Annotated in this window: 22 protein-coding genes; 18 read left to right on the top strand and 4 right to left on the bottom strand. The window is 35.4% G+C overall.

Going from position 1 to position 26,862, the window contains the following annotated elements:
• Positions 1–190: 190 nt before the first annotated feature.
• The 12 genes from MTZ49_RS11940 (at position 191) to MTZ49_RS11885 (ending at position 15,854) form a co-directional block, all read left to right on the top strand.
• Positions 191–1,510 (top strand): nucleotide sugar dehydrogenase, encoded by a 1,320-nt coding sequence (locus tag MTZ49_RS11940; RefSeq protein WP_264745767.1) that lies wholly within the window; start codon positions 191–193, stop codon positions 1,508–1,510.
• Between the two features lie 45 nt (positions 1,511–1,555).
• The gene (locus tag MTZ49_RS11935) at positions 1,556–3,004 is read left to right on the top strand and encodes a mannose-1-phosphate guanylyltransferase/mannose-6-phosphate isomerase (RefSeq protein WP_264745766.1); all 1,449 of its coding nucleotides are present in this window, start codon (positions 1,556–1,558) and stop codon (positions 3,002–3,004) included.
• The gene (locus MTZ49_RS11930) at positions 2,994–4,505 is read left to right on the top strand and encodes a glycosyltransferase family 2 protein (protein WP_264745765.1); all 1,512 of its coding nucleotides are present in this window, start codon (positions 2,994–2,996) and stop codon (positions 4,503–4,505) included. Before MTZ49_RS11935 ends, MTZ49_RS11930 begins: the two co-directional genes overlap by 11 nt.
• A 30-nt stretch (positions 4,506–4,535) precedes the next feature.
• Positions 4,536–5,693 carry a PilZ domain-containing protein gene (locus MTZ49_RS11925; RefSeq protein WP_264745764.1) on the top strand — a complete coding sequence of 386 codons (1,158 nt, stop codon included), beginning with the start codon at positions 4,536–4,538 and terminating at the stop codon, positions 5,691–5,693.
• 9 nt (positions 5,694–5,702) lie between these two features.
• Entirely contained in the window at positions 5,703–7,166 is a 1,464-nt protein-coding gene (locus MTZ49_RS11920; RefSeq protein WP_264745763.1) for a sel1 repeat family protein, read from the top strand.
• Positions 7,163–8,626 (top strand): ion channel protein AlgE, encoded by a 1,464-nt coding sequence (locus MTZ49_RS11915; RefSeq protein ID WP_264745762.1) that lies wholly within the window; start codon positions 7,163–7,165, stop codon positions 8,624–8,626. Before MTZ49_RS11920 ends, MTZ49_RS11915 begins: the two co-directional genes overlap by 4 nt.
• Positions 8,627–8,628: 2 nt before the next feature.
• Complete coding sequence (locus MTZ49_RS11910; protein WP_264745761.1) at positions 8,629–10,056, top strand: MBOAT family O-acyltransferase; 1,428 nt, start codon at positions 8,629–8,631, stop codon at positions 10,054–10,056.
• An 11-nt stretch (positions 10,057–10,067) separates the two neighbouring features.
• Entirely contained in the window at positions 10,068–11,174 is a 1,107-nt protein-coding gene (locus MTZ49_RS11905; RefSeq protein ID WP_264745760.1) for an alginate O-acetyltransferase AlgX-related protein, read from the top strand.
• Positions 11,175–11,189: 15 nt separating this feature from the next.
• Positions 11,190–11,831 carry an alginate O-acetyltransferase AlgF gene (locus MTZ49_RS11900; RefSeq protein ID WP_264745759.1) on the top strand — a complete coding sequence of 214 codons (642 nt, stop codon included), beginning with the start codon at positions 11,190–11,192 and terminating at the stop codon, positions 11,829–11,831.
• 72 nt (positions 11,832–11,903) lie between these two features.
• The gene (locus tag MTZ49_RS11895; protein ID WP_413774192.1) at positions 11,904–13,253 is read left to right on the top strand and encodes an alginate O-acetyltransferase AlgX-related protein; all 1,350 of its coding nucleotides are present in this window, start codon (positions 11,904–11,906) and stop codon (positions 13,251–13,253) included.
• A complete protein-coding gene (locus tag MTZ49_RS11890; RefSeq protein WP_264745757.1) occupies positions 13,244–14,359 on the top strand; it encodes an alginate lyase family protein in 1,116 nt (371 codons plus the stop codon). The genes MTZ49_RS11895 and MTZ49_RS11890 overlap by 10 nt, the downstream gene beginning before the upstream one ends.
• An 85-nt stretch (positions 14,360–14,444) precedes the next feature.
• Positions 14,445–15,854, top strand: a complete 1,410-nt coding sequence (locus MTZ49_RS11885) for a right-handed parallel beta-helix repeat-containing protein (protein ID WP_264745756.1) — start codon at positions 14,445–14,447, stop codon at positions 15,852–15,854.
• A gap of 120 nt (positions 15,855–15,974) precedes the next feature.
• Here MTZ49_RS11885 and MTZ49_RS11880 read toward each other — a convergent pair whose 3' ends face one another.
• The 3 genes from MTZ49_RS11880 to sixA form a co-directional block, all read right to left on the bottom strand.
• Positions 15,975–16,472 (bottom strand): DUF6586 family protein, encoded by a 498-nt coding sequence (locus MTZ49_RS11880; RefSeq protein WP_264745755.1) that lies wholly within the window; start codon positions 16,470–16,472, stop codon positions 15,975–15,977.
• Positions 16,473–16,537: 65 nt separating this feature from the next.
• The gene (gene sthA / locus MTZ49_RS11875) at positions 16,538–17,935 is read right to left on the bottom strand and encodes a Si-specific NAD(P)(+) transhydrogenase (RefSeq protein WP_264745754.1); all 1,398 of its coding nucleotides are present in this window, start codon (positions 17,933–17,935) and stop codon (positions 16,538–16,540) included.
• A 158-nt stretch (positions 17,936–18,093) separates the two neighbouring features.
• The gene (sixA, locus tag MTZ49_RS11870; RefSeq protein ID WP_264745753.1) at positions 18,094–18,537 is read right to left on the bottom strand and encodes a phosphohistidine phosphatase SixA; all 444 of its coding nucleotides are present in this window, start codon (positions 18,535–18,537) and stop codon (positions 18,094–18,096) included.
• Positions 18,538–18,654: 117 nt separating this feature from the next.
• On the opposite strand from sixA, the gene MTZ49_RS11865 reads away from it, so the two are divergent.
• From MTZ49_RS11865 to MTZ49_RS11840, 6 genes are all read left to right on the top strand, one after another.
• Complete coding sequence (locus MTZ49_RS11865) at positions 18,655–19,644, top strand: LLM class flavin-dependent oxidoreductase (RefSeq protein ID WP_264745752.1); 990 nt, start codon at positions 18,655–18,657, stop codon at positions 19,642–19,644.
• A gap of 13 nt (positions 19,645–19,657) precedes the next feature.
• A complete protein-coding gene (locus MTZ49_RS11860) occupies positions 19,658–20,446 on the top strand; it encodes a secretin N-terminal domain-containing protein (protein ID WP_264745751.1) in 789 nt (262 codons plus the stop codon).
• An 80-nt stretch (positions 20,447–20,526) separates the two neighbouring features.
• On the top strand, positions 20,527–21,987 hold the full coding sequence (locus MTZ49_RS11855; protein ID WP_264745750.1) for an inorganic phosphate transporter: 1,461 nt from the start codon (positions 20,527–20,529) through the stop codon (positions 21,985–21,987).
• Positions 21,988–22,046: 59 nt separating this feature from the next.
• Positions 22,047–24,461 carry a DNA translocase FtsK gene (locus MTZ49_RS11850; protein ID WP_264745749.1) on the top strand — a complete coding sequence of 805 codons (2,415 nt, stop codon included), beginning with the start codon at positions 22,047–22,049 and terminating at the stop codon, positions 24,459–24,461.
• A gap of 11 nt (positions 24,462–24,472) precedes the next feature.
• Positions 24,473–25,108, top strand: coding sequence for an outer membrane lipoprotein chaperone LolA (lolA, locus tag MTZ49_RS11845; RefSeq protein WP_264745748.1), 636 nt, complete (start codon positions 24,473–24,475; stop codon positions 25,106–25,108).
• A 2-nt stretch (positions 25,109–25,110) separates the two neighbouring features.
• Positions 25,111–26,433 (top strand): replication-associated recombination protein A, encoded by a 1,323-nt coding sequence (locus MTZ49_RS11840; protein ID WP_264745747.1) that lies wholly within the window; start codon positions 25,111–25,113, stop codon positions 26,431–26,433.
• Between the two features lie 118 nt (positions 26,434–26,551).
• Here the strand turns inward: MTZ49_RS11840 and MTZ49_RS11835 are convergent, their stop codons facing one another.
• Entirely contained in the window at positions 26,552–26,848 is a 297-nt protein-coding gene (locus tag MTZ49_RS11835; protein WP_264745746.1) for a hypothetical protein, read from the bottom strand.
• Between the last annotated feature and the right edge of the window lie 14 nt (positions 26,849–26,862).

Raw genomic sequence — 26,862 nt, 5'->3', positions numbered from 1 at the left:
CAAGAAAATATACTATTGTCTTTTGCTCTTTTTGTGATTACTTTCACAATTTTATTCTATTTATTAATTGACATTTTTATTTTGGTTTAGAATTAAGTAGTTATATAAATATAACAAATTGAATAAACACTTATTTGGATCGATAAGTTCAGGAATGCAGTAGGACTATCACAAGGATTAAGGAGCAGACGTGCGTATAAGTATTTTTGGCTTAGGGTATGTTGGTGTTGTTTGCGCCGCGTGCCTGTCAAAACGTAATCATGAAATAATTGGTGTAGATGTACATTCAGCTAAAATTGATCTGATTAATCGAGGTAAATCTCCTATTGTGGAGCCTGGGTTAGAGCAGTTATTGGCTGAGGGTATTAAAGAAAATCGTTTAACTGGTACAAAGGATGTAGCAAAAGCTATTAACCATTCAGATATTTCTTTAATTTGCGTAGGGACACCGAGTAAACGTAATGGTGATTTAGACCTTACTCACTTACAAAATGTTTGTGAGCAAATAGGACAAGCGCTTAGAAATAAAGCTACTTATCATGCGGTAGTAGTTCGCAGTACTGTATTACCTGGTACAGTCAAAAACATCGTTATTCCTATTTTAGAAGCCACCTCTGGCAAAAAAGCAGGTGTTGACTTTGGTATTGCGACTAACCCAGAGTTTTTAAGGGAAAGTACAGCTATTGCAGACTATGATTATCCACCCATTACAGTAATTGGTGAACTAGATAGTAAATCTGGTGATTTACTAGAAGAGCTATATTCAGATCTTGAAGCCCCTATTCTGCGTAGACCCATTGAAGTGGCAGAAATGATTAAATACACATGCAATGTTTGGCATGCTGTAAAAGTCACTTTTGCTAATGAAATCGGCAATATCGCAAAAGCCTGTGGAGTAGATGGTCGGGACGTTATGAGTATCATTTGCCAAGATGATAAACTCAATATTTCAAGTTATTACATGAAACCTGGTTTTGCATTTGGTGGTTCTTGCCTACCAAAAGATATGCGTGCTTTAAACTATAGAGCATCTCAACTAGATGTAATCACACCAATGTTATCATCGGTAATGAATAGCAATACACAACAAGTTCGTAACGCTTTCAATATTATTGATAGTTATGGCAAACGTAAAGTAGTTATGCTTGGCCTTAGCTTTAAAGCTGGTACTGATGATTTACGTGAAAGCCCATTGGTTGAACTTGCTGAAATATTAATTGGCAAAGGATATGAGCTAAAAATTTACGATCATAATGTTGAGTATGCCAGAGTTTTTGGGGCTAATAAAGAATATATAGAATCTAAGATTCCTCATATATCTTGTTTACTTACTAAAAACTTAGAAGAGGCAATTGATTCCTCAGATATTATTATTTTAGGAAATAATAATAAGGATTTTGGGGATATTCTCCAAAATATTCATGAAAATAAACAAGTACTGGATCTTGTAGGTTTCCTTCCTCAATTAGATAAAAATGGCTCTGCAAAACAAGAGGGTATTTGCTGGTAGTTTGAGAACAGCTATTGATTGCTTATTTTTAGTAGGAGGCTAACGTTGATTACGGTAATTTTGTCTGGTGGAAATGGCTCGCGCCTTTGGCCCTTATCAAGGGGACAGTATCCTAAACAGTTTTTATCATTATTAAATGACAAAACATTATTGCAAGAAACTTTATTAAGGCTAGATACAAAAGCGACAGGCTCTATTGTTGTATGTAATGAAGCACATCGCTTTATTGTAGCGGAACAGCTAGCTCAAATTGATGTAACAGCTGATAGTATATTATTAGAACCTTTTGGTCGTAATACTTCTCCAGCGGTAGCTTTAACAGCAATGATGTTATTGGAACAAGGTAGAGATGAAACGTTGGTGGTATTACCAGCTGATCACTTCATCCAAGACAAAACTCGTTTTCATCAAGCCTTAGCTATTGCAGAGCAAGTGGCAGAACAAGGGCAACTGGTATTATTTGGTATTAAAGCCGATAAGCCTGAAACAGGATTTGGCTATATAAAATGTCATCCAACAACAGATAAAGCTTCCCCTGCCCTCAATGTCGAACAATTTATAGAAAAACCTGATGCTATAACAGCTCAGTCTTTTATAGAGCAAGGAAACTACTATTGGAATAGTGGCATGTTTGTTTTTAAATGCAGCAGTTACTTGGATGAACTGTTGCAATATGCACCTGCTATTTATGAAGCATGCAAACAAACATTACAAGCTAGCCAATATAAAGACCAATTCCTCTATATAGATGCTAAAACCTTTGCTCAATGTCCAGATGACTCTATTGACTATAGTGTTATGGAGAAAACGCAAAAAGCAATGCTTGTTCCTCTTGATTCAGGTTGGAATGATATTGGTGCATGGAACTCGTTATGGGAAATTAGCGATAAAGATAAACAAGGTAATGTTAGCTATGGCGATGTTATTTTAAAAGATAGTAAAAACAACTTAGCCTTTTCATCAAAACGATTAGTCACTCTATTAGGTGTAGAAAACTTACTTGTTGTTGAAACACCTGATGCTGTTTTAGTTGCTCATCGTGATAATGCTCAAAGCATTAAAGAGTTAGTGACACAATTAAAATTAGCCAAACGCCCAGAATCAGAAACTAATAGCTTAGTTTATAGACCTTGGGGTTGTTACGAAACCATTGATTATGGCAATAGATTTCAAGTTAAACGTATCACTGTAAATCCAGGTGCCACCCTATCCCTGCAAATGCATCATCACCGAGCAGAACACTGGGTTATTGTGACAGGTACAGCGTTAATTACTTGCGATGATAAGGAGTTTATTCTTTCTGAGAATCAATCTACTTATATTCCCATCACCTCAATACATCGTTTATCAAATCCTGGTCATATCCCATTAGAGGTTATTGAAATTCAATCAGGTAGTTATCTTGGTGAGGATGATATTCAAAGATTTGAAGATCGTTATGGGCGCTTAAATGTTGTATCTGCAACCAAGGAGAAATTGGTTAATGAGCGTTAAATTTGTAGCCAAGTCAAAAAACACTTTTTGCTCCAAAGCATTTGGCTGGCTCATGCTATTAACACTTATTATTTTTCTTGCCTCGCTTGTAGACCGTGAGTATTTGGACTCAAGCAGCCATCAATTTATCTTTTTAATTGGTGTTGTGGGTACATGGCGATATAGCAACAACATATTACATTATATACGTGGCATGTATTTTTTATATTGGGCATTTCCAAGGTTGCGTAAACTCGCTGATAAAATGGGAGATCAAACATTACCCTCGCATATTTTCATGGTAGTCACTAGTTTTCGTATTCCACCAGAAACCACTTATAAAGTTTACCAATCTATCTTTCAAGAATTAAGTAGCATTCCTGTTCCCAGTACTATTATCGCCTCTATTGTTGAAGCAGGTGATGAGTACTTTATTAAACAGATTATGCGTGAAGAGATTAAAGACCGACCAGATATTACACTAGTGATTGTAAGGGCTAGAGGAACAGGTAAAAGAGATGGGCTAGCGCATGCTTTTAGAGCATTATCAAGACGTGCACCAGCTCATGATGCCGTCGCTTGTGTTGTAGATGGCGATACGATGATGTTACCCGGTTGTGTAGATAAGGCTTGTCGATTATTTGCTCTACTTCCTAATGTAGGAGGAATGACTACCAATGAATACTGTATTGTTAAAGGTGGTAGATTACTAACGAGTTGGCACAATATGCGTTTTGTACAACGTCATATTAGCATGTGCTCCATGTCATTAAGTCATCAGGTGTTAACTCTCACAGGTCGCCTTTCCTTTTTCCGTGCTAGCTTAATGATGGATCTTGATTTTATTAGAGACGTAGAAGCCGACTATCTACAACACTGGCGATTAGGTAAATTTCAATTTCTAACAGGCGATGATAAGTCTTCTTGGTTTAGTCTAAAACGTGCTGGTTGGGATACATTCTATGTACCAGATAGTTATACATTAACTGTTGAACATCCCCCTAGTAAATATTTTTTAAAGGCAACACGTCAACTCATGTTTCGTTGGTATGGCAACTCATTAAGACAAAACTTTAGAGCCGTAAAGTTATTACGAAAACAATTAGGTTTATTTACATTATACGTACTCTATGATCAACGCGTTTCTATGTGGACTAGCTTATTTGGTCTAACCGTAGCCCTTACTGCTTCATTACTTATTAGCATCCAATTTCTCTATATTTATTTTCTATGGATACTTATCACGCGTAGCATTGTATGTATGCTATTTGTATTTTCTAAGCATCCAGTAGATCCGCTATATCCTTTTGCACTCTATTACAACCAAATTATTGGCTCAATGATGAAAATTAACGCTGTATTTCACTTAGATAGGCAACAATGGACAAGACAAAAAACAACTTTAAATCAAAATATTAGCTTTGACACAAAACTTAATCGCTGGACATCAAAGATAACCATGCTATCTGCTATTGCCATTTTTCTTTGTATTGTTTCTCTAGCAATAGATATCAATAAATAAATTTAAACCGTGAGTTAATAAAGTAATATTATGGATAACAAATCAACTACTGGCAGTCAAGAAGGACCCAAAATAGTGCATGAAGCACTTGATGAACGCCAGCATATTCGTACAAAAATTCCTGCAAAAGTAACGATTACAAAGGAAAATAATCAAGAGTTCATCACAGAAACAGATATAGAAGATGTTTCTCTTGGTGGTATTTCTTTCAATCATTATGGAGAAATACCTAAAGGGACTTTATTACATTCACTCATTTCTTTACCTATGAATGCCCTTGAGATACGTATTGAGGTAACATTAAAGGTAGTATCTCGAACCAACCAAAAGTATGGTTGCCAATTTATAGATTTAGATGCTGGCAAATGTGATATTTTACGTTATCTTATTGTCTCCTACACCTCAGGTGAGGTAGTTGATATTAGCGGCCTGTTTAATATCATGCAACGTGAGAACTATATTAAAAGCCGTAAAACAAAAGATGCCACTCAAAGAAATATAGTAGAAAGACTAAAAGCCATTATAGGTACACTGCTATTTACTATAGTGGGTTTACTTGCATTAAGTTTTGTACTTTATAAAAGCTACTTATTATTCTTTACCTTAACACCAACTGAAGCAGTTGTTAGTGCAGACACTTATACCATTAGCATGCCGGATAATGGTTACCTTAATTTATTACTAAAACCAAATCAGACTTCAGTAGTTGAAGGTGAACCGTTAGTTAGTATTTCAACTCAACTAGCCACGTATTTTACTAATCTTTCTGATATGCAAATGTTAGACAAACTAACACCAGAAGAAACTAATGAGTTATTAGCTAGAACTACAGTAAAAACTGTTATTAATAGCCCTTGTAATTGTGAAGTTTTTTACCCATACCCTATTCCTAAAGGCTTTTCTTATAAAGAATCCCCTTTATTATATTTAGTACCAAAAAATGAAAAACTTTATGTAAAAGCCACTATTCCTTACGGCAAACTAAATAATCTAAACAAAATAAGCCGTATTACCATCAATGCTTATAACAGCAGGGAAACAATTGAAGGAAAAATTTTTAGAACACAAATTGATAATCGTACCCAAAGTACTATTTTATTTATTGAACCTAATAAGCCATTACCTAAAGAAAGTTATCAGCAGCCAGTATCTGTAAACTTATTCTTAGGATTACCTTTTAGTTTTTAGGAATAAGTTATGAAAAAAGGGATTGTTTACTTTCTTATCTCACTTGCAGCCACTATTTGTACAGTTGATGTTGCATTAGCTAGTCGTGGTTTAGATGAAATACGTTATGCCTTATTTAAAGATCCTAATGCTGATGTAATGGAAGATTTAAGAAAACTAGTAAAGTTTGGTGATAGACAATCAATGTTATTACTAGGTAATCAGCTAGTTCAACAAAATAGCATGGCTAATAGTACAGAAGCTTTAGTGTTATTTAAAAAAGCATTTGCTGAAGGACAAGGAGAAATACCTGCACTTACCGCAATGGCTAGAATATTAGACAACAACATGCGTTTGCGTAAAAGACAAGCTAACTATATAAAAAGATCTTTACAACAATATCCCTTAACAAGAGATCCACAAACCCTTACAGCAACGTTAGAGGTTTTTGTTACTTATCCAAACTTTATTAATAATAAACAGGCCGAAGAACTAATCTCTCTTTATCAATCATCTTGTTTAGCTTTTTGCCGCCCAGAACTTTATAGAGCGGTATTAGCAGAGCAACAAGGTAATAAAACATTAGCATTACAACTCTATGAAAAAGCTTTTTTTAGCGATAGTCGTGCTGTTTTTCGCTACTACAAACTGTTAGGCGATAAGCAAGATACACTATTTCCGTTATATACACGTAGTCTACAAGATCAAGTAGATAATTTACCAGTAACTACTATACACAGTATTGCATCAATATTAGATACTGTTTTCTCAACTCAACGTAGCTTAGCTATTTTAAAAGGTAGACAATTCCATGAGCAAAATAAAGGCTTAACTGGAGCAGCTAATGAACGAGTTAAAGCTGAAATAGAGGAATTACGCAAGCAAATAACTGAACAATTTTCTAAAGATGAAAATGAAGTTAATTTTTGGCTAGATAAAGCAATCGAGCGTAATTGGGTACCTGCTATGGTTTCCAAAGTTAATAAGATGACCTCATTACCTGATAGCTATACCCCAGAAGAAGCTCTAGGCTTAATTGAAAGAATAGCTACAACTCAGCCACAAAATGCTAAAGCATTAACTGTATCAGTTTCTATGGTAAGTAGTTGGAATACGCTTAATCCACCTAAAAGTTATGAGTTAATTCAGCAATTACAGCAAGAGCAATACCCTTCTGCCAATACGTTACTAGCTACTCTATATAGTCGAGGTGTATTAGACGAGCCAGATCAATATCGCGCTATAACCATACTAGAAGGTGAAGCTAAAAAAGGATACCCATCTGCCTTCTATGCTATTGCAGGTATTTACTATCAAGGTCGAGCAATCTGCCGAGATAAAGCCAAAGCTTATGCTTATGTATTATTAGCTAATGAGTTAGGAGAGTTCAGGGCCTCTGGACTAAAAAAACAATTAATGAATGACATGACAAAACAAGAAGAGCAACAAGGACGTACTTTATATAAACAACTAGCCAAGGAGTATCAACTATGAAATGGCTAATTAAAATACCCTGTTCTTGCATAATAATTTTTTCCCCTATTTTCAATACGTGGGCACAAGAAGAGAACGACTTTTCTGATATAGGAGAACTTCCAGCACAATTAGTTGATGGGCAGCTACCACCTGTTACTTCTCTTTTCTATAATAAAGTAACTACACAGTTTGGTAGAGGTCCTGAAAATTCAGCTTTAGGCAGTGATCGTAAAAACTTCTATAGTTTACGCTATGAACCCTCTTTTTACTGGTTTTCTCCTGAACAAAAGTGGCCAAAATGGACATTCTATACCCGTGCATGGATAAACTATGACTCAAAATACTACTCTCCATCCTTACAAGAAGATGGTGGTAACTATGAAAATACCCGTAGTACTAAAAGACCACGTTATGCTTATGCTGAATTAAGAGAGTTTTATATTCGTCGTGGCCTATTATGGGATGATCCAAGATATTCAATCACTGCTGGTAGACAGCGTTTCTATGATAGATATGGCATTTGGTGGGACGACAGTTTAGAGTCTATCAGGTTTGACTATAACAACACCTTAAACTCAGGTTTTCTAGCAGTCAGTCAAAAGTTCTGGAACTATAATACTGACGTTAACAAATTAGATGAACAAGATAAAAAAATTGTTTATGTAATGGGACAATATGAATGGCAATGGAGTCCACGTAACTGGCTAGGTACTCGTTTCCTCTATGAAAACGACTATTCAGGTAGACGTATTGATGACTCTAATGATTTTAAAGGAAGTCGTATAGGTGTTTTCATTAAGGGTGATGATCAACGAGTCTCTCCCCTTTTTAATGATTATCATGTTGAATTTGTTCGTATGCAAGGAAAAAGACGAACAATTGATGACAATTATAATACCGAAAAAAATTCTATAAATGGATGGTTGTTATTAGGCGAAGTTGGTAAAAGATTTGATAGCACCCCATGGAAACCTAGAGTATTTGTGTATGGTGGCCTAACTGATAATCCAAAAGATCAATACCATGGCTATCAACTTAATAGAATCCAAACAGACCGTTTAACTACACCTGGTAGCTATAGTACACGACTAGTAAGTTCATTTGTGCGCTTAGACATGAGTAACTTAATGTTCTATGGCATAGGTATTCAGACTAATCCTGCTGACCGTACTCGAGTAGATTTTCGTATCAGTGATATTAAGCTACGTAATAGCTCTGCTGGCTTACCTATTCGTGTAAGCCAAGAGATAAATCGTGAACGTAATCAACAAATTTCTAATAACAATCTTTCTGGTAGTAAATCAGTTGGTCAAGTCTTTGATATTAATTATTACTGGCAAATGTTTCCTTACAACTATCAAGGCAAACACTTCACCATGAATACATTACTCAACCTAAGTTACTTTAAAAGTGGTAGTGCCGCTAAAAAAGTAGGTGATGACTATCAAATTACACTAGGTTTAGTTTTTAGGTACTAACAATGATATTTGCATCGAACGTTTTTTTATTTTTATATTTACCTACTTTTTTTATTGTTTACTATTCAGTAAAAGCAAGTTGGCGCTCTACCGTTATTGTTATTGCTAGTTATCTTTTCTATGCATGGTGGCGCCCAGATTTCCTATTGCTTTTTATTGGTATTACTGCATGGAACTTTTGGCTTGGCTTACTGATTAAAAAACAACTGGATAAAAACAATAAAAAAGCTGCATTCCGAATATTATGGGTAGGTGTCATTGGCGACCTTGCAACATTAGGCTACTTTAAATATGTTAATTTTGGTGTTGAAATTATTAACGCTGTACTAGAACCTTTAGGTTTTAATACCTTTACCCTAACTAATATTCTATTACCGTTGGGTATCTCTTTTTATGTATTCCATGCATTAAGTTATATTGTAGATATATACCGCAAAAATGCTGTGCCTACTAAAAGTTTTATCGATTTTGCAGCTTTTGTTTCCCTCTTTCCTCACTTGGTGGCTGGGCCAATTTTAAGATACAGCGAATTAGCCCCCCAATTTAAACACCGTGAACATTCACTAGATATATTTTCTTTAGGCGTTTGCCGATTTTTCCAAGGCTTTATTATGAAGGTATTAATTGCTGATAATTTAGCTGGCATTAATGCCCTATTCCTTGGACAAAATACCTTACATTTCTTTGAGGCATGGTTTGGATTAGTTGCATCATGCCTACAACTATATTTTGACTTTGCTGGCTACAGCTGTATGGCTATTGGATTAGCATTAATGATGGGCTTTAAGTTTCCTGAAAACTTTAACCAACCTTATGCTTCACAAAGTATTACTGAGTTTTGGCAACGCTGGCATATAACACTTGCTCATTATTTACGGGACTACTTATTTATGCCACTCGTCCGTAACAAAATAATGAATCCATTATTAGCCATTATTTTCACTCTTACCGTTTCTGGTCTATGGCATGGTGCTAGTGCAGCAATGGTTCTTTGGGGATTCTACTTAGGCACCTGTATGGCATTAGAGCGTGTTTTTGGTGTTGCCACCAAATTAAATACACCTTGGAAGTTCCTAAGATACATTCGCGCTGTATTTTTAGTTTTATTAGCAATGCCTCTCTTCTTTACTAGTAATTTAAACCACAGTATTGATATCTATGGCTCACTATTTGGTTTAAATGGCTTTGGTGATTTAGATATTTATATTTATGGCAGCTCAAGAATGACCGTTGCTTTCCTAGCTATCACGGTGCTTTGGACATTAATTGCTGGCATTATTAATAAACGTTACTACTTGGGTAATAAAGATAATTACTTTATGCAACGAGCAACAGGTTTTAACTCCTTATTACTGTGGGCAGGCTTTTTATTAGCGCTCAGTAGCCTTGCTGCTAATTCCTTTTCACCTTTTCTTTATTTCCAATTTTAGGGGGATTGTTTATGTTTCCTACAACACAATCATCCAGTAAATTAAACGGTATATTATTTATTGTTTTAATAGGTGGTATGTTTATTTATTCCATACCTTCTATTTTTAAATTTTCTGAAACTGAAACAGACAATTGGTCACTATTTATGGATGGCAAATTGTTACGCAAATATGAAACTTTTTATGATAAACAGTTTTTTGCTAGAGAACCCTCTGTAAAATTTTGGGCAGATATTAGATACCTCGCTTTTAATGAAGGTACCAGTGGTGTTATTTTAGGCAAAGATGCTTGGCTATTTAGTAATCAAGAATATCTGGTCGTTAATGATTTGTCTGCACAGCTTAATAAACAATATCATCAAATAAAAGAAATTGATGAACAATTAAAACGGCGTGGTCAAAAGCTAATCATCCTACCTATTCCAATGAAAGTTGATATTGAACATAGCCATATCAGCCGAGAACCTGAGCCTGTTGTTATTAATCTCTATGATTCTTTTATTAAACAACTTAATGATGCCGATATAGCATCAGTAGATATTAGACCTAGTTTTCAACAACAGGTAACAAACCATTCTGTCTTTATTCGTAATGATACTCATTGGTCACCTGAAGGTGCTTCATTAGCCGCTAAGCAAGTAGCACTACAATACCCTGAGCTAAAACAAGATACTTTATTCATTACCAATAAAGTCAGTGAAAAACAACATAAGGGCGATTTAATGAACTATATGCAGTTTCATTTAAGTATTGCTCGACAAAATTATCAACCTGTAAATTTACCCATCTTTGAAACAACACAAGCCAATCAAGAGATCTCTGATAGTGCATTATTTGGCGATCAACAATATCCAATTGCACTAGTAGGCACTAGTTATAGCAAAATGGATGATTGGAATTTTGTCGGCTTTCTTAAACAGGAGTTACAAACAGACATTCTTACCCATGCACTAGAAGCTAATGGTCCATTTGAAGCAATGGCTGAGTTTCTTAAGCAACCCGATTTTAATGATCCCACTATCCATGCTGTAATTTGGGAGTTCCCTGTCCGTACCTTATTAGTGCAGAGCTTCAGAAACAATAAAAAAGGTACTGAAAATCAAGTCAAACATTTTTAAAATGGAGTTATTTCTATGAAACTACTAAAAACCTTAATGATCTTAGCTAGCTTTTTAGCTTTTACTACTAACATTCAAGCACAAGAAGGTAATGCTGATTTATATGATGCTGTAGCACCTGCTGACTCGGCTTTTGTGAGAATAATTAATCTAAGCAACAGTAATATCTCTGCTACCTTAACAGGCAAAGTAAACCCACAACGTATTGCTGTAAAGCAACTTAGCAACTATCGTTTTGTGCCACCAGGTAAACATAAAGTAAGTACTGGTAATGCTAGTATAGATTTAGATTTAAAAGCGAATACAGCCGTTACCTTAGTTTACGAAAATGGCAAACTTACTTTAATTAATGATCAGTTTTCTAATGAACCTAGAAAAGCACAAATTGCCTTCTATAACTTAACCAATGAGTCTATAGAATTAAAAACAGCTGATGGTAAACATGAAGTTATTGCTGCTGTTAATAAAAACCAAACAGGTAGTAGAAAAGTTAATGAAATTAAAATTGCTTTTGCTGCTTACTCAGGTAGTAAAAAAATAGCTAGCTACCCAAGCAACTTCTTAAAGAAAGGTGGTTCTTATAGCTATCTAGTAATCCCAGAAGGAAGTGGTTACAAAGCAATTGCTCAACAAAGCGGTATTGATCCAACTGAATAATGATAATACAGGGTAGTAAATATGAATTTCTCATGCATCAATAAATCAATTTCCATTGTCACTTTTGGGCTAATGTGCTTGTTTTCAACACATGTATTAGCAGAAAAGAACTGTAAAGATGATTTGAGTTGTTTAATCTGCCCTGCTATTCATGACCCTGTACAATATCAAACAGGGGCCATGAAACTACTTAAAGAGCTTATACCTGGTAAAGATCGTTGGTTATTTCGCACAATGGTTGATTTAAGCACAGATTTTGGTATTCCTGCTGAAAGACATGCAGACTTTGCACGATTAATGCAAACTTTCAAAAGTAAAGGAATACATGTGGTAATGGCTATTCAACCAACCAGAGGTTTAATGCATCGTGATAAGCTTTATGACAATGACAAAAATAAATTTAACTATAAGTTAGCTACTACTAAATTAAAAATACTTGTTAACCAAATGCGCAGAGCAGGTGCAGTGGTTCCTGATGTATTACCGTTAATTGAATCTCCTCCTAAAGAGGATTATTTTTTTCGTCGAGATCACCACTGGACACCTCAAGGTGCAAAAATTACAGCTAAATTAGTGGCAGATGAAATTAAAAAGCAACCATTCTATAAAGAGTTACATAAAACAACTTACAAAACTGCCCCTGGTGTATTTATCCCTAAAATGGGAACACTCAATGAAGGACTACAAAGAATTTGTGGTAATAACTTTGGTATGCAATATGTACAAGGCTACCAAACAATTCCTGAAAATAATGATGCTGATGCGTTATTCGGCGATATGCCAGAACCTGAAGTAGTGTTGGTAGGTACTAGTAACTCGGCAGCTCGGGAAAATGAAAGTAAACAATTTAATTTTGATGGTTTTTTAAAGCAAGATTTATCCGTAGATATTTTAAACTATGCACTACCAGGTGCTGGTGCAGAAGGCTCCCTGTTAGAATATTTACTGTCTGAAAACTATGATGCTAAAAATCCACCTAAATTAATTATCTGGGAGCTCGTGGCAAATTATCGATTAGGTGATGAGTTAACATATCGACAGCTTATTCCTGCTGTTAAAGGAGGCTGTAAACAACCTCTACTAAGTAAAACTACTAAGATGTCTAAGTTAAGCGAAGGGCAACGTATAGAATTATTAAGTAATACAGCTAGTAACATAAAACAACTTAATACACCTGGTAATTTCCTTGATATAAAATTCAGTGATAAGAACTTTAAGTCTTTTTATATATTTACCTATTATGACAATGGCGCTCGTGATAAAGTGTGGTTCCGCAGACCACTCATAGTGACAGGTGGGCAATTCCATCTTGAACTAAGTCGCTCTGCTGAATTCAAAGATGCCAATTTATTATCGGTATTTATTCAACCCACACAAACAATTAATGGCCCTATTTCCATGGAGGTAAATGTATGTCATTAAAACTTAAAGTAGTTGTAATAATGTTTTTAATCAATACTTTCAATCTATCTTATGCAGAAACCACTTCTAGTCTTTGGAGTAAATTAGACACACTACAATCACAAATAACTACCAGTGATTATAAAACTATACCATGCTCTACTGCTCCTCCAAAGCCTTTTACTGGCGCACTACTAATAGAAAGTAAATATGATCAAACGGATGTTAATAAAACTATTTTAGTAACTACTTCTGAGTCCTCTACAGAAATTCAAAATCATATTAAAAACTATATAAAGGGATTATTAACTGCATCTAAAAGTTACAGAAAAGCAACCAAAACCACTCAAGCTAATACAGCACTAGCTTGCCTAAGTTATTGGCTAGATGATTGGGCTAAAGCTAATGCTTTACTTAATCCAGAAGCTACTAAAACAGGCATTGCGGGTAGAAAATGGGCTTTAGCGGCCATATCCGCTATTATTCTTAATACTCAAGGGTATAGTAATGGCAAATTTGAATTAACAACAGATCAAAAACGTTGGTTAAAGAAATTAGCTGAACAAGTAATTCTAGAATATGAACCAAGACGTGCTGATAACTTCACAGGTTATTTTAATAATCATGATTACTGGGCTGGTTGGGCTGTATCTGCTACAGGTATGGCAATACAAAATAGAGACATGATTATTTGGGGACACACAAGCCTACAAAGGGCTTTACAACAAGTGATGGTTTCTAATAATGGACAATACGCTTGGTTACCTTATGAAGTAGCACGTGGTAAATTAGCAGCCGACTATAGTAACTATGCGATGATCCCTTTAATGCTATTAGCTGATGCAGCTAAGGCTAATTATCTCTATCTGAGCACTGATGAATTAAAAAAACTACAGCTACTAGGCAATTTTACGGCACTCACTGTTCTTAATCCTAATTCGCTTCATGAATTACCAGGCACACAAAGCACAGTAAAACCTTATAAAATGATTTGGGTAATACCTTTTATTAATAAATATCCAGCTAATAACTTAACTAAAGAACTTTATTCACAAGACCCGACTGGTATTGATAATTACAGTCAAATTAGTGGTTCAATTAAGCATTTTTATCCTAATATAAACTAATATAGAGAAAAATATGCAAAGGCTAATACTACTATTGAAATCTATAAAAAATATCCTAATAGGATTATGGATGGGTTTCTTTGTTATGTACACAGCCTTTGCTTCTCCCTCTATACAACAAATAGATGAAAAAATATTCACCAATAAGTTATTAAGTATTCAAGAAACTATAGAGCCCTCTATAAAAATTGCAGAGATGCAATTACCTAGTCAAACAGGCAAAATAACAATCAGTGCTATGTTTTCAGCACAGCATGGGAGCTGGCCTTTTGAATCTTTTGCTATTAATAATCTATTCCGTGTTATAGCAACTTATCAAGCAAACCATCCCAGAATGATTACCATTAAAGGTGGCACTATCACTCTAGAGCAACTAAACAGCCATATTAATAACCGACAAGTTATTCGTCCTTTTCAAAATGGCTATTTATTAAGTTATCCATTACTTATTGAAGATGATGCGGCTTTATTATTGGAAAATACTTCCCTTTATCTCTATGGTCACTCAGGTACAGCTATTATCAATAAAGGATTACTTAGCATACAAAAAACAAACGTTGAAAGTTGGTTTGATAATAAACCTGCCTATGTCATTAATAATACTGTTTTTCGCCCTTTTATTATTAACTGGGGAGGTAGTCGTTTACAAATTATCGATTCAAAATTTGCTAAGCTTGGATATAACGCTTATCTAGTACAAGGCATTACTACTGCCATTAATAATAACCAACCTACAAAACTACCAATACAAGTTGAAATCAAAAACAGTGACTTTACTGCCCTATCCGCACTTAACTTAAAAAATGCTATAGTTTCTATTGATAATTCAACTATTAATACTTTCCAACAATATGGTGTTGATTTAATAGACAGTCAATTTAATATTACTAATAACAAAATTCAGGCTATAAAAAACAATAGTGGTATTCGTGCTCAAGGTAATATACAAGGCATTATTGAAAACAACGCTATTTTAACTGTTAATAAGTCTGCCATTGAAGCACAGCAAATATCAGGAAACTTAGTTATTCGTAAAAATATCTTAGCTAAAGATAGTCGTCATGGTGTGCTACTAACAGAAAGTAATGCTAATGTACTAATAAAAGATAATCTATTTACTAAGCTTACAGGTACTGCCATTGAATCCAATCAGTTTTCTGGTTCTGCCTATATTTTAGATAATACTATTCAAGATATTCCTGAATATGCAGTGAGTTTCAGAAACTTAACAAAACAAGAAAATGCTAAGTTGGTATTTTATAATAATAAGATCACCAAGGTAAGCAAACCAATATTACGAACAATAGGTATTGGTAATGTTTCATTAGGTCATAATAAGTTGCTAGGTTCTCAACTCTATCAAAACTTATTAATTGGTGATTTACTACCTATCCAAGGAGCCATCTTAGAGGCAACACAAAAATATGATTGTATTGTAGAAGTTAATACTTTTTCATCTACTAAAAGCAATATAAATTTTCAAGCATGTAAATAACACCATGTACTTAACTTAAACAGCTACTCTCTTTTTTGCTCTAAAAACTGAACCATCTTAAGCTTAATACCTGTTTTTCAATCAGTTTCCTAATAAAGACTATTGAATTGTTCTCATTATTTAATATTCTGATAATCCTGCACGGAATCGAACAACTAAATCAGATAACTGCTTTAAACAAATTTCAGCATCTTGTAGGGTATCTAAGCTATTTTCTAGGTGCTTTGTAGGAATAATATTAGCAGATGGCTTTTGTGCTATGGCAGGATTGAACAGTTCTTGCCATGCTTGATCTATTAAGCTTAAAAAGCTGCTGGAATCTTCTAATAAAGTAACTAATTCATTCAGTTCTGGACTAGGATTTTGTTCCACAAATGTTGTAGTTAAAAATCCTTTAATAGATAGAGGTTGGTTTATCAGTGGAAAGCGATAGTAACTAGCTATTTCATTGTACAACGCCCAACAAGAACCATATAAATGAAAAACTATTCGTTCTTGGAAGGCTTTAATAATAGCTACATTAGTGGAGGGTGAGTCTATAGCTGCCTGCCAATCGGCTAATGTTAATTTTACAAAATAAATTTTTTGATTAGTTATTGTATAAGGTTCATTTGCCATAAATATAGTTAATCAGCTAAATAAAAAAGTAGGTTAATTAGTATAACCTACTTGTTAGTTATTGATTAAATCTTAAATAATCTATTTAAACCATCAAATGCTGCTACCCGATAAGCTTCCGCCATTGTTGGATAGTTAAATGTATTATTGATAAAGTAACGTAGATTATTTTGTTCACCTGGCTGATTCATAATAGCTTGTCCAATATGAACAATTTCTGAAGCTTGATAACCAAAACAGTGAACACCTAAAATTTCTAAAGTGTCTCGATGGAATAAAACTTTTAACACTCCTGCTGTTTGATTAGCAATTTGAGCACGCGCCATGCTCTTGAAGAAAGCTTTTCCCACTTCATAAGGCACTTTATCTTTAGTTAATTCTTGCTCTGTTTTACCCACACAACTAATTTCTGGGATAGTATAAATGCCTGTAGGAACATCATCCACATAACGACCACTACCTTCTTCTGCTATATTAGAGGCAGCCGAACGCCCCTGATCGTATGCTGCGCTAGCTAAGCTAGGCCAACCAATAACATCACCAGCCCCATAAATATGAGGAATTTCTGAACGATAGTTCTCATCCACATGAATTTGACCACGACTATTGGCTTTTAAACCAATATTTTCTAAGCCTAAGCCATCAGTATTACCTGTTCTACCATTGCTCCATAATAAAGCATCTGCTTTAATTTTCTTACCCGATTTCAAGTGTAGAATTACACCATGCTCAATCCCTTCAATCTTTTCATATTCTTCATTATGACGAATCATCACATTAGAGTTACTAAAGTGGTAACTTAAAGAATCGGATATTTCTTCATCTAAATAGCTTAATAAGCGATCCCGATTATCAATTAAGTCAACAAGCACCCCTAAGCCACTAAAGATCGACGCATATTCACAACCAATCACCCCTGCTCCGTAAATAATTAAGCGACGTGGGGTATGATTTAATTTTAAAATAGTATCACTGTCATAAATACGTGGATGATTAAAATCCACATCAGCAGGACGATAAGGACGAGAACCTGTTGCTATAATAATTTCTTTAGCAATTAAGCGTTCTACAGTACCTGAATTACAAGAAACTTCTACCGTATGATCATCAACAAAACGACCTTGCCCAAAAAACACAGCAATACGGTTACGCGCATAATAACCTGTACGAGAGTTTACTTGACGATCAATAATTTTTTGAGCATTTTTAAGCACATCAGGAAAAGAAAACCAACGTGGCTCACCAATCGCACGAAACATAGGATTAGTATTGAAATCCATGATTTGCATAACTGAATGACGTAATGCTTTTGATGGAATTGTCCCTAAATGAGTACAACCACCACCAACCACACCTCTATTTTCAACTACGGCTACTTTTTTGCCTGCCTTACATGCATTAATAGCAGCCCCTTCACCTGCTGGACCACTGCCTAGCACTACAACATCAAAGTTATAAATCATGTCTTTTCCTTTATTACCGCTTGCTAATTATTCTAAATAGCTATTCTTGTTAATTACAGACCAACAATCATTTCAATTGTTCAGTAAAGAACTTTAAAAATCCCACTATTATAAGCGATTGTTCATATTTTAGTTTGAAAAAATAATGTTCCGTATCTCTATTTACGCAACTGCATTCCTGCTAGATAAATAGCTTCTCCCTCCAGATGAACAAGCTCTGCCGTTTTTAATGGCAATGCAAAATGTTGACTTCCCTCTGTCAATAATGCAGCCAAAACGCCTAATAAAGGTTGATGACTTACAATCAGTATATTTTTACCCTCATAACTATCTAGTTTTTTTATCACTAATTGAGCATTATCATCAGGTGTAATCCAATCAACTTCCTGTATTTTACCCTTATAGCCTATTGTTTTACAAACAAGCATAGCAGTTTGAATGGCTCGTTTGTATGGGCTATGCAAAACAATATCAATAGGTACATTTTGTAATTTTTGTGCAGAGATTAATACTTCTTGTTCGCCATGTTCAGTTAGATTGCGAGCGGCATCTGTTGTTATTCTGAACTCAGCTTCACCATGTCTTAATAACCAAAGATTCATTGTTTATCCTTTGTTAATAATGTTTACATATATAAATCATTTCAGATTGTATTAATCTATTAGATATTACATAAAAACAGTATAATACATTTAACATTTTATTTTAGGCTTTTTCATATGATACCCTTTTCAGTTCTTGATTTATGCCCAATCCTCCAAGATGGTAATTCAGCACAATCATTTGCAGACTCGGTTGAACTTGCACAACTGGTCGAAAAACTTAATTTTAAACGTTTTTGGTTAGCTGAATTTCATAACTCAGCCAGTCATGCTAGTGCTGCTACTTCTATAATTATTAGTCATATTGCGAATGCTACAAATCATATTCGAGTAGGTTCAGGTGGTATCATATTACCCAACCATTCGCCCTTAATTATTGCCGAACAATTTGGTACTTTAGCTACCCTTTATCCTAACAGAATCGATTTGGGAATAGGTCGTGCACCTACCGCAGATCCTATCATAGCAGACGCATTAAGACGGGATTTAGAAACAGAATTAGATACTTTTCCTGAAGATTTAGTAGAGCTTAGGTACCTATTACAACCTAAGCAAGACAATCAAAGTCTTGTTGCTATACCTGGAGAAGGAACAAAAGTTCCTATGTGGCTACTTGGATCAACATTGTTTAGTGCTGGCCTATCAGCTAACTTAGGAATGCCCTTTGCTTTTGGCTCTCATTTTGCTCCAGATTTTCTAATGCCAGCTTTAGCACTCTATAGAAGTCAATTTCAATCTTTAAATGAGCTTACTAAACCTTATTGTATGGCTGCATTAGTGGTGGTTGTGGCAGAAACTGATCAGGAAGCACAATATCAATTTTCATCACTACAACAACAAATAGCTGCTCAACAACGTGGTAAATCGATTCCTTTACCGCCACCTTGTAAAGATATTACTAGTATTTGTAATAATCAAGAACTTGAAAATGTTAATCGTAGTTTAACAGAAGCTATTGTTGGCTCACCAGATACTGTTAAATATAAGCTACAACAGTTTATTGATAAGACTCAGGTTGATGAATTAATAATAACTTCCCGTATCTATGATCGTGAAGCAAGACTATACTCATTCACCAAAATAGCTGAAATTCGTGATTCTCTATAAAAGAGTTAAGATTATGGCAAACTCTATTCAAAAAATAATTATCTGTTTTAGTTTTGTGAGCATAACGACACATTCACTAGCAGAAATTGAGTTTATTGACCTATATAATCGCTCTCCAGAAGAAATTGCACCTGTTATTAATAATAACTTTCCGAACATACCTGTTAGTAAATACGGTAACCAATTAGTAATTAATGGTACCTCAAGTGAAAACCAACAAATTAGAGAGATGGTAGCGCAATTAGATACTCCTGCCCGTCGACTTCTTATCACACTTGATACAGGCGACAATAGCCAATCCAGCCAACAAAGTTTACAAACAAGAGGTCATATTCAGTTAGGCAGTAATAACTCTATTCATGGACGAGCCCGATTCGAACAAAGAAATACTATTAACAATAGTAACTCCATTAAACAACTAATGGTTAACGAAGGATCACCCACGATGATTCAGGTTGGACAAGTTATTCCTGTTAACTACACAGTACCTGATCGTTATGGTCGTCCTATAATGGCTACGCAATATCAAGAAGTTATGCAAAACTTATATGTGACTGCTCAAGTAGTAGGTCAACAGGTTTTTGTTAATGTAAACAGTCAAAATGATCATGTTTCACAAACCACAGGTAATATTAACCAACAAGCAATTAATACGCGCGTATCAGGATCATTAGGTAGTTGGATTACTATTGGTTCCTTACAAGATAGTAATAACTATAATAGTCAAGGCATCACAGGTTACTCTCAACGCTCAGGCGCTAGCAATACAGCAATACGACTCAAAGTTGATTTGGCAAATTAAATTTTACATAAATTTATGATGTCGTTTTTTCTCAGTTTCTGCCATAATATTTGACTACATTAACTCCTGCGAACTTAGTAATGTTAGAAATCTTTCAGAATACTAGTGCTTGGCTGCTAATCGGCTTATTTTTTGCCCTTCTTTTTGTTTTATTCTTTGAGTTTATAAATGGTTTTCATGATACAGCTAATGCTGTAGCGACAGTTATTTATACTAACTCCATGCCAGCCAAGACAGCTGTTATCATGTCTGGTATTTTTAATTTTCTAGGTGTATTACTAGGTGGTGTTGGGGTTGCTTATGCTATTGTTCACCTACTGCCTGTTGAATTATTGGTAGATTCGCACTATGGATTAATCATGGTGTTTTCTATTGTAGCCTCTGCTATTGCTTGGAATTTAGGTACTTGGTATTTTGGTATTCCTGCTTCTAGTTCGCATGCTTTGATTGGTTCAATACTTGGTGTGGCTTTAGCTAATGCAGTGCTTAAAGATATACCTATAGGCCAAGGGGTCAACTGGCAGAAAGCCATTGATATTGCCATTTCACTCGTGGTATCACCACTGGCTGGTTTTGCCATGGCTGGCATCTTGTTATTACTTTTAAAGTTTCGTTTCCCTAAATCTAAAATGCACCAAACGCCTGAAAAAAGAAAAGAAGTTAAGGCAAAAAAGAAACCTCCTTTCTGGAATCGTGTTGTACTGATCTTATCAGCTATGGGAGTTAGCTTTGTACATGGCTCCAATGACGGCCAAAAAGGTATTGGTCTGGTTATGTTAGTATTGATTAGCTTTGTCCCTCAATACTTCGTACTAGACCTTAATAGCTCAACTTATCAGATAGAAAAAACACGCGACGCAGCACTTCACTTAAATAACCTTTTTGTACGTAATCAAGAAAAACTCTCTCCAATCTTATCGCTTAATATTCAATCAACACCATTGAATGATGAGTTTAAATGTACTCCCAGCGTGACAGGGACTATATTTCATGATTTAAACAAAACACTATCAGGCATTAGAGATTATAAATCGCTTACTGATGAACAACGTGTGTTAACTCGTCACTATATTCTTTGTATTGATGATATCGCTAAAAATGTAACAAAAACTTCTATTTTAAATGCTGAAGATAATGGCAATGTCACTCGCTTACGTAACGATTTACGCTCTACCACTGAATATGCACCTTTATGGGTAATTTTTGCAGTTGCATTAGCCCTTGGCACTGGTACAATGATTGGATGGCGACGTGTCGTATTTACTGTAGGTGAAAAGATTGGTAAACAAGGCATGACTTATGCCCAAGGTATGTGTGCCCAAATTACAGCGATTATAGCGATTGGTGCAGCTAACTTATTTAGCTTACCTGTGTCTACTACTCATATTTTATCTTCTGGTGTTGCTGGTACTATGGTAGCCAATAAATCAGGGCTACAAAAAGCAACTGTTGTTAACATTGCACTGGCATGGGTATTAACATTACCTGCTGTTATTGTTATGGGTGCTGTGTTCTTTTGGATTAGCTCTCTTTTCATATGACACTTAGCCTTTTAGAGTATATAATTCGTCAGTTTTAAGTAATGTAAAAGAGCTTTGGTTTGAAACAAACAACAGAAGAAAACTCATTATTATCTTTAAGCTTTTGGCGACAACAAGCCATAGCAAGATCTTTAGAAGTACTACTTATTATATTAGTGCTTGTAGGTGTTTATTGGCTTTTAACATTGTTAACCTGTAATCCTAATGACCCTACCTTTAATAAAACTGCTAGTTATATTGAAATAAATAATATTGGTGGTATTACAGGCGCAAAAACAGCTAGTCTTTGTTTCTTTTTATTTGGCTATATCGCTTATCTGCTTCCTATTTTATTAATCGCTAAGTCTGTACAGATTTTTTATCATCGTAAACAGATCAATCTTAAAAATTTTTGGCTAATTGGATATCGTCTTTTAGGTTTACTATTAATCATTTTTAGTAGTTGTATTCTAGCGCACCAACATTTTGCCACTAATAATATTTTACAATCCGTTGGTATAGCAAGTGGTGGTGGTATTATTGGGGACTCTATTGGAACATTATTCCTATCCTCGCTATCAAACCAACTATCAACTTTAATCTCTTTATTGTGCTTTTGTGTTGGCTTAACTGTTTTCTTACAGTTTTCTTGGCTTAAACTCGTTGATTTTGTTGGTAAGTTTACTATCGATCTGTATGAGCTATTAGCAATTAAACTAAACCAATGGTGGCAAAAACGTTCTGATAAAAAGCAGATTAGACGTAATCTACGCGATGTTGATGATCAAATTAATGAAGTAGTAGCGCCTGTTGTTGCTGATAAACAAGAACAAGAAAAAATTCGTGAAAATCTCATTAAACGCCAAGAGTCTTTGGCAAGTTATATGAGCAAGCAAGAAGAGCGGCCTGCTGTTAAAGTAAATAAACCAATACCCACTAAAATAGCTGAACCCAGTAAGCGTGTTTTAAAAGAAAAACAAGCGCCTCTTTTTGAGGATTCTGGCGATCCCTTACCACCCTTCTCTCTACTTGATCCTGCTGAGAAAAAACAACGTAGTTTTTCTGCTGAATCCTTAGAGGCTATGTCTCGTTTACTTGAAATCAAACTTAAAGAGTTTGGTGTAGAAGTTACTGTAGTAGATGTGCATCCTGGCCCTGTGATCACTCGCTTTGAGATTGAGCTTGCACCGGGTATCAAAGTCAGTCGTATCTCAAATTTAGCTAAAGATTTAGCGCGCTCACTGGCTGTATTAAGTGTGCGTGTGGTAGAAGTTATTCCAGGTAAAACTACTGTAGGTATTGAAATACCTAATGAAGACCGACAAATTGTACGTCTTTCTGAAGTCATTACATCAGAAGCTTATGACCAGCAAAAATCACCTGTTACCCTAGCATTAGGCCAAGATATTGGTGGCGAACCCGTTATTACTGATTTGGCTAAAATGCCTCATTTACTAGTAGCAGGTACTACTGGTTCAGGTAAGTCTGTAGGCGTTAATGCCATGATTCTCTCTATTCTGTTCAAATCCACACCTGAACAGGCTAGATTAATTATGATTGACCCAAAAATGCTAGAACTTTCAATCTATGAAGGTATTCCTCACCTACTCTGCCCTGTCGTGACTGATATGAAAGAAGCAGCCAACGCATTACGTTGGTGTGTGGCAGAAATGGAACGCCGTTATAAATTAATGGCAAAAATGGGTGTTCGTAATATTGCTGGCTATAATCGTAAAATTAAAGATGCTTTGGAAGCTGGCGAAGGTATTGAAGATCCATTTTATAAACGTGAGTCAATGGATGATGAACCACCATTACTAGAGCATCTTCCTATTATTGTCGTTGTAGTAGACGAATTTGCCGATATGATGATGATTGTGGGCAAAAAAGTAGAAGAACTTATTGCTCGAATTGCTCAAAAAGCTCGTGCCGCTGGTATCCATTTAATTCTAGCAACACAACGGCCATCAGTAGATGTAATTACGGGTTTAATTAAAGCCAACATTCCTACTCGTATGGCTTTCCAAGTGTCTAGTAAAATTGACTCGCGCACTATTCTAGATCAAGGTGGCGCTGAACAACTACTAGGTCATGGTGATATGCTGTACTTACCACCAGGTACTGGTCTACCTGTGCGTGTTCATGGCGCATTTGTTTCTGATGATGAAGTGCATCGTGTAGTAGAAGCATGGAAACAACGCGGTGAACCTGATTATGAAGAAGCTATTTTAAACGGCATTGAAGAGTCCAATGGCTCCTCAGATGGTAATGGTGACAGTGGTTCTACTGAAGATGATGACCCACTTTATGATGAGGCTGTACGTTTTGTTACAGAATCGAGACGCGCCTCTATTTCATCTGTGCAAAGAAAGCTTAAAATAGGCTATAACCGTGCCGCTCGGATGATCGAGGCAATGGAAGATGCAGGTGTTGTAACTGCAATGAGTTCAAATGGCTCACGGGAAGTGTTAGCACCACCTCCTGTCCGTGATTAATAGGATACTTAATGAAAATTTTACGTGCTTTCTTTTTTACTGCTATCACCCTTTTTGCTTTTCATAATGTGGCAATGGCAGCAACTGAACAACAAAGTATTAACGAACTTTCTAAACTACTTGATCAAGCAAAAAGTATGACAGGGAATTTTACCCAAGTCACCTTAGATGCTACAGGTACTCGTTTACAAGAAACAAATGGTGAGTTAGTACTTAAAAGACCAGGTTTATTCCGCTGGCATACCAGTGCCCCACAAGAACAATTATTAATTTCTGACAACCAAAAAATCTGGTTATATGATCCTGATCTAATGCAATTAACCATTCAAAAGATGGATCAACGTATGAGTCATACCCCTGCTCTACTTTTATCTGGCAATGTTTCAGAAATCCAAAAGAACTTTAAAATCTCTTCTAAAACAACAGGTAAATTACAATCTTTTGTATTAGTGCCTAAAGATAAAGAAAGTTTATTTAATAGCCTAACCCTAACCTTTAACGATAAAACTGTTAATGGTATGCAGTTAGTGGATAATGTAGGACAACGTACTAATATTACCTTTAAAAATATTAAAATGAATGTACCTGTTGATAGCAAACTATTTAAGTTTGATCCACCAGAAGGTACTGACGTTATCGAAGAGTAAAGATGGATCTATTTGCAAATGCAACTTCACCTGTTCAACCACTTGCTGCTCGATTAAGAGCAACTAATCTAGATGAATATGTTGGACAGGAGCATTTGCTTGCTCATGGTAAACCATTAAGAGATGCCCTAGAACATGGGGCATTACACTCCATGATCTTTTGGGGGCCTCCAGGAGTTGGTAAAACCACCCTCGCTAAACTGCTAGCTAATGTCTCTAACGCTCATTTTGAAACCCTTTCAGCAGTGTTGTCTGGTGTTAAAGAAATTCGCCAGGCAGTAGAAATTGCCAAACAACAGTTAGCTTACGGCAAACCTACCCTACTCTTTGTAGATGAAGTACATCGTTTTAATAAAAGCCAACAAGATGCTTTTTTACCTTATATTGAAGATGGTACGTTTATCTTTATTGGTGCTACCACTGAAAATCCTTCTTTTGAACTAAACAACGCACTACTTTCTCGTGCTCGTGTCTATGTATTAAAACCTTTAGATGAACCCGCATTAAAAAAACTAATCAAAAGAGCCTTAACAGAAGAAAAAGGCTTGGGTAATAGACAACTCACATTGCCTGAAGATAGTTTACAGCTACTTTTAACAGCCGCTGATGGTGATGGCCGTAGAGTTCTTAACTTACTAGAAAATGCTGCTGATTTAATAGAAGACGGTGGCACGATTACTACACAGTTATTACAAGACTTACTTACCAATAGCTTAAGACGCTTTGATAAAGGTGGCGAAGCTTTTTATGATCAAATTTCAGCCCTTCATAAATCAGTGCGTGGCTCAAATCCTGATGCGGCACTTTATTGGTTATGTCGTATGCTTGATGGTGGCTGTGACCCACTATATTTAGCTCGCCGCATTGTGCGTATGGCTAGCGAAGACATAGGTAATGCTGACCCTAGAGCACTAAACCTATGTTTAGCCGCATGGGAAGTACAAGAAAGGTTAGGCAGTCCAGAAGGTGAGTTAGCACTGGCACAAGCTGTTGTATATCTAGCTTCTGCCCCTAAAAGTAATGCTGTTTATATGGCTTATAATACAGCTAAAAGAGCAGTTAAAGAATATGGTTCGCTTGATGTGCCATTACATCTACGCAATGCTCCTACTAAACTAATGAAAGAGCTAGGTTATGGTGATGAATATCGCTATGCCCACGATGAACCTGATGCTTTTGCAGCAGGTGAAGACTACTTTCCAGAAGAAATAGAACCCCAACAATTCTATTACCCAACACCTCGTGGTTTAGAAGCTAAAATTAAAGAAAAATTGGCTTACTTAAGAGAGCTTGATAAAAATAGCCCCAAAAAACGACGTAAATAGTATTCAAAAATCATAATACATCACTACTATTAACATTATTATCATTAATGATGGGGCAACAAAATTAAAAAATAGGATCGTTTTAGCAATCTCACTACCTTTATTTAAATTAATTTTTCTAATATCTAGCCACATAACTCTTATTAAAGAAGCAACAAAACCACATATTCCAGTATATTCCAGTAACAATCATGCCTAAATAAAACCAATATATCTCAAACCCACTTCTAGAATATAATACCAAGAAGAAAGTTAATAAATTAGTTAAAGCAATAGCAACAATGGTTATAAATAACACTAATAAATAATTTAATTGATATAATCGAATATAATAATGAAAAATACTACCTAAAAGAATGGCTGGTAATGTACAAACTCCCATTAATACTAACCATATTACAAAAAACTCAATCATTACTTTTACCCTAA

The sequence above is a fragment of the Entomomonas sp. E2T0 genome (genome assembly GCF_025985425.1).
In the GTDB taxonomy this organism is placed as follows: domain Bacteria; phylum Pseudomonadota; class Gammaproteobacteria; order Pseudomonadales; family Pseudomonadaceae; genus Entomomonas.
The sequence above is the reverse complement of the archived record's forward strand: the minus strand, read 5'-3'. Positions and strand labels throughout refer to the sequence as shown.